Origin of the sequence: Microcystis sp. M49636_WE2, from assembly GCF_030065375.1 — a bacterium.
GTDB lineage: Bacteria > Cyanobacteriota > Cyanobacteriia > Cyanobacteriales > Microcystaceae > Microcystis > Microcystis aeruginosa_C.
In genome coordinates this window covers 1-2,996 of the sequence record NZ_JASJFG010000399.1, presented here as the reverse complement: position 1 = coordinate 2,996, position 2,996 = coordinate 1, and the positions used below count along the sequence as shown (strand labels likewise).

Genomic DNA, 2,996 nt, shown 5'->3' with positions numbered 1-2,996 from the left:
CAGCACTTGATCTAATAATTCGGGAACGATACCGGGTTCTTCTGGTAGTTGAGGGGTGTTATCTCCTAACTCTAAATAAGCCCTTTTTAGCACGGGATCGGCAGTTCCTAACATATTCCGCATAGCGGGAACGTTAGCAGTTACGGCGCAATCACCAAAAGAAACGACGGTTTTGGTATTTTGACGGACTAGATGAATTAGTTCTAAATTATCCTGATTAGCGATCGCTCCTTCCACTAAACAGACATCGACATTTTCCGGATAGGTTTTCAGATCGCAGCCGACGGGACTATACACCACGTCAACTTTTTCGGCTAATTCTAACAGCCATTCATCCAAATCGAGGAAGGACATATGGCATCCCGAACAACCAGCTAACCAGACAGTAGCGAAGCGAATTTTAGACATAATTTTAATTCCTTGATTGGTATTTTTTGGCTGAGTTGCAATTTCGTCAAAAGGATCAAACGAAAAGAAATACTCTTTTAAGCTATTTTTGCCTCCTGGATAAACTCTTGCATTTTTTCCTCAAAGAAAGGAGCTATATCTAGATTTTTCCAGTCTTTAAGTAGCTCAAAAATAATCGCCTCTGATGCAAAATTTCCCGTATAAGAAATAAAAGAAAAAGGACGTTTACTGAAATTGAGCAAACAGCTTAAAATCGTGCAATGGTCTTTCACTCCAAAACCAAGAGAACAGGTTTTATCTCGATCTTTTACTCGCCAATTATCAGCATTTTTGGCATAAATATCTAGGGCAACTAAAGCACAATCCACCTCTCTAGAATATTTAATTAAGAGCGAATACAAAACCCTAGGCTCTTGACTGACATCAGACAAAATTTCAATTACCCGACAAGGAATACTAGAAAATTGCGCCGTCAAATTGGAGAGAGACTGACACATTTCTAGGGCTTGCAGAAATTGCGATTCGGGTGATGTGGTCATAATTATCTCGTTTGCTGAATTGAATCGGACCAAGGATATTGTTTTTGTGCCAGTAAATGCGCTTGTTGCTGCGAAAAGCCTCGATTAATCACTAAGTCAGATTCGTAGATTTCATGATTGAGAAACATCCGATCAAGATTATTCCCTTGAGCGCCAGCGAGTCTTCGCCAAGCTGCTACCATTAAACCTTCGGGAAAAAATTGATATCGAGACACTCCCGATCCAAAAGCATAATCCTTGGCGCGTCGGATATCGATCTCCGATATTTCGTATTGGGCAGCAATCTCTAGGATATCTTGATTATTACCCATAATCTGATCATAGTCCTCCCTTACCTTGACGGTTAATTTCTGCTCGTAGATATCTAAATGCGCCCATCGATCATTATCACCCTCCATCGATTACTTTAACGCGTCCATTGGTGTTGAGTCCTAGCATTAACTAAAAATTCCAACTTTGATCGATCTTCCTCTTTTTCATAAACGGCGGAACCCTTGCGGAATATGGCTCCCGTTGGACAAGCGGCAACACATTTGCCGCAGGAAGTACAGGCAGAAACGCTGCCCCAAGGCTGATCCATTCCCGCGATAATTTTATCTTTTTCGCCGCGATAAGCCAGATCCCAAACGTGCGCCCCTTCAATTTCATCACAGACTCGCACACAACGGGTACAGAGAACACAACGATTATGATCGATACCAAAAAGATGATGGGAAATATCGACTTCTCGCTTGGGAAAACGGTAGGGAAAACGACTATGATCCATACCCACTTCGATGGCTAAATCTTGCAATTCACAGTTACCATTAGCCACACAAACCGCACAAACGTGATTACCTTCAGCGAATAATAATTCCACCGTCATGCGGCGATATTCTTTCAGTTTTGGGGTATCGGTATGGATCACCATTCCTTCCGCCACCTCCGTTACACAGGCGGGTAATAATTTATTAATACCTTCAATTTCTACCAAACATAAGCGACAGGCAGCCACTTCAGAAACCCCATCGAGATGACAGAGGGCAGGAATTTTTATTCCTACCTGACTAGCGGCTGCGAGAACTCGCGAACCCGCTTCGATCGCTACATCTTTACCATCAATGCTTAAAGTGATTACGGACATAAAAATTATTCTCCTTGAGGATAATATCCCTCTCCTTCCCATAGGCCACAATTTGTGGCCAAGAGTGGGATTTTTACAGAAAGTTTTAACTTAGACAATCGGCTAAGTCTTTGGCGGGGGTGGTAATCGGCCGCAGGTGATAGGTATCGGAGAGGAATTTGAGGACGTTGGGGGAGATAAATGCCGGTAAAGTTGGTCCCAGACGGATATTTTGCATCCCTAGATGTAGCAGGGTGAGCAGTACAGCGATCGCTTTTTGTTCGTACCAAGAGATAATTAGGGAGAGGGGAATCTCGTTGACGCTAACGTTAAAAGCGTTGGCTAATCCTAGGGCGATTTTGATGGCACTATAGGCATCATTACATTGTCCCACGTCCATCAGCCGGGGTAATCCTTCGATAGTACCTAATTGTTTGTCGAAAAAGCGGAATTTTCCACAGGCAAGGGTTAAAACGATGCAATCTTCGGGGACTTGTTCCACAAATTCGGTGTAGTAATTGCGATCGGGTTTTGCCCCATCGCAGCCCCCAACTAGGAAGAAGTGACGGATTTTACCCTGTTTAAGGGCATTAACCACCGTATCAGCGACACTGAGAACGGTATTGTGGGCAAATCCCACCATTACCTGCCGAGGTTCGCTTATTTCAGTAAATCCGGGCAATGATTGCGCTTTAGCAATCACGGGACTAAAATCGATCGCACCGTCCACTGTTTCTAAGCGGTTAATATGGGCATAACCCACAGGTCCGAGGGTAAAGAGTTTACTTTCATAGTTTTCGTGGGGGGGCATGAGACAATTAGTAGTTAAAACTATTGCCCCCGGAAACTTAGCAAATTCTTTAGTTTGATTTTGCCAGGCGGTGCCATAATGACCGTAGAGATGGGGATATTTTTCTTTGAGTTTTGGATAACCGTGGGCGGGTAAT

5 protein-coding genes are annotated in these 2,996 nt (G+C 43.5%); all 5 read right to left on the bottom strand.

The window, feature by feature from the left end:
• On the bottom strand, window positions 1-408 hold a 408-nt coding region (locus PX484_RS09595; protein ID WP_288103629.1), incomplete at its 3' end, for an NADH-quinone oxidoreductase subunit B family protein.
• Between the two features lie 77 nt (window positions 409-485).
• Entirely contained in the window at window positions 486-947 is a 462-nt protein-coding gene (locus tag PX484_RS09590; protein ID WP_287766900.1) for a hypothetical protein, read from the bottom strand.
• A gap of 2 nt (window positions 948-949) precedes the next feature.
• Window positions 950-1,345 carry a hypothetical protein gene (locus PX484_RS09585; RefSeq protein WP_287670775.1) on the bottom strand — a complete coding sequence of 132 codons (396 nt, stop codon included), beginning with the start codon at window positions 1,343-1,345 and terminating at the stop codon, window positions 950-952.
• Between the two features lie 8 nt (window positions 1,346-1,353).
• On the bottom strand, window positions 1,354-2,070 hold the full coding sequence (gene hoxU, locus PX484_RS09580) for a bidirectional hydrogenase complex protein HoxU (RefSeq protein WP_287766902.1): 717 nt from the start codon (window positions 2,068-2,070) through the stop codon (window positions 1,354-1,356).
• Window positions 2,071-2,155: 85 nt separating this feature from the next.
• Window positions 2,156-2,996, bottom strand: an 841-nt coding sequence (hcp, locus tag PX484_RS09575; protein WP_288103626.1) for a hydroxylamine reductase, incomplete at its 5' end; no start/stop codon positions are given.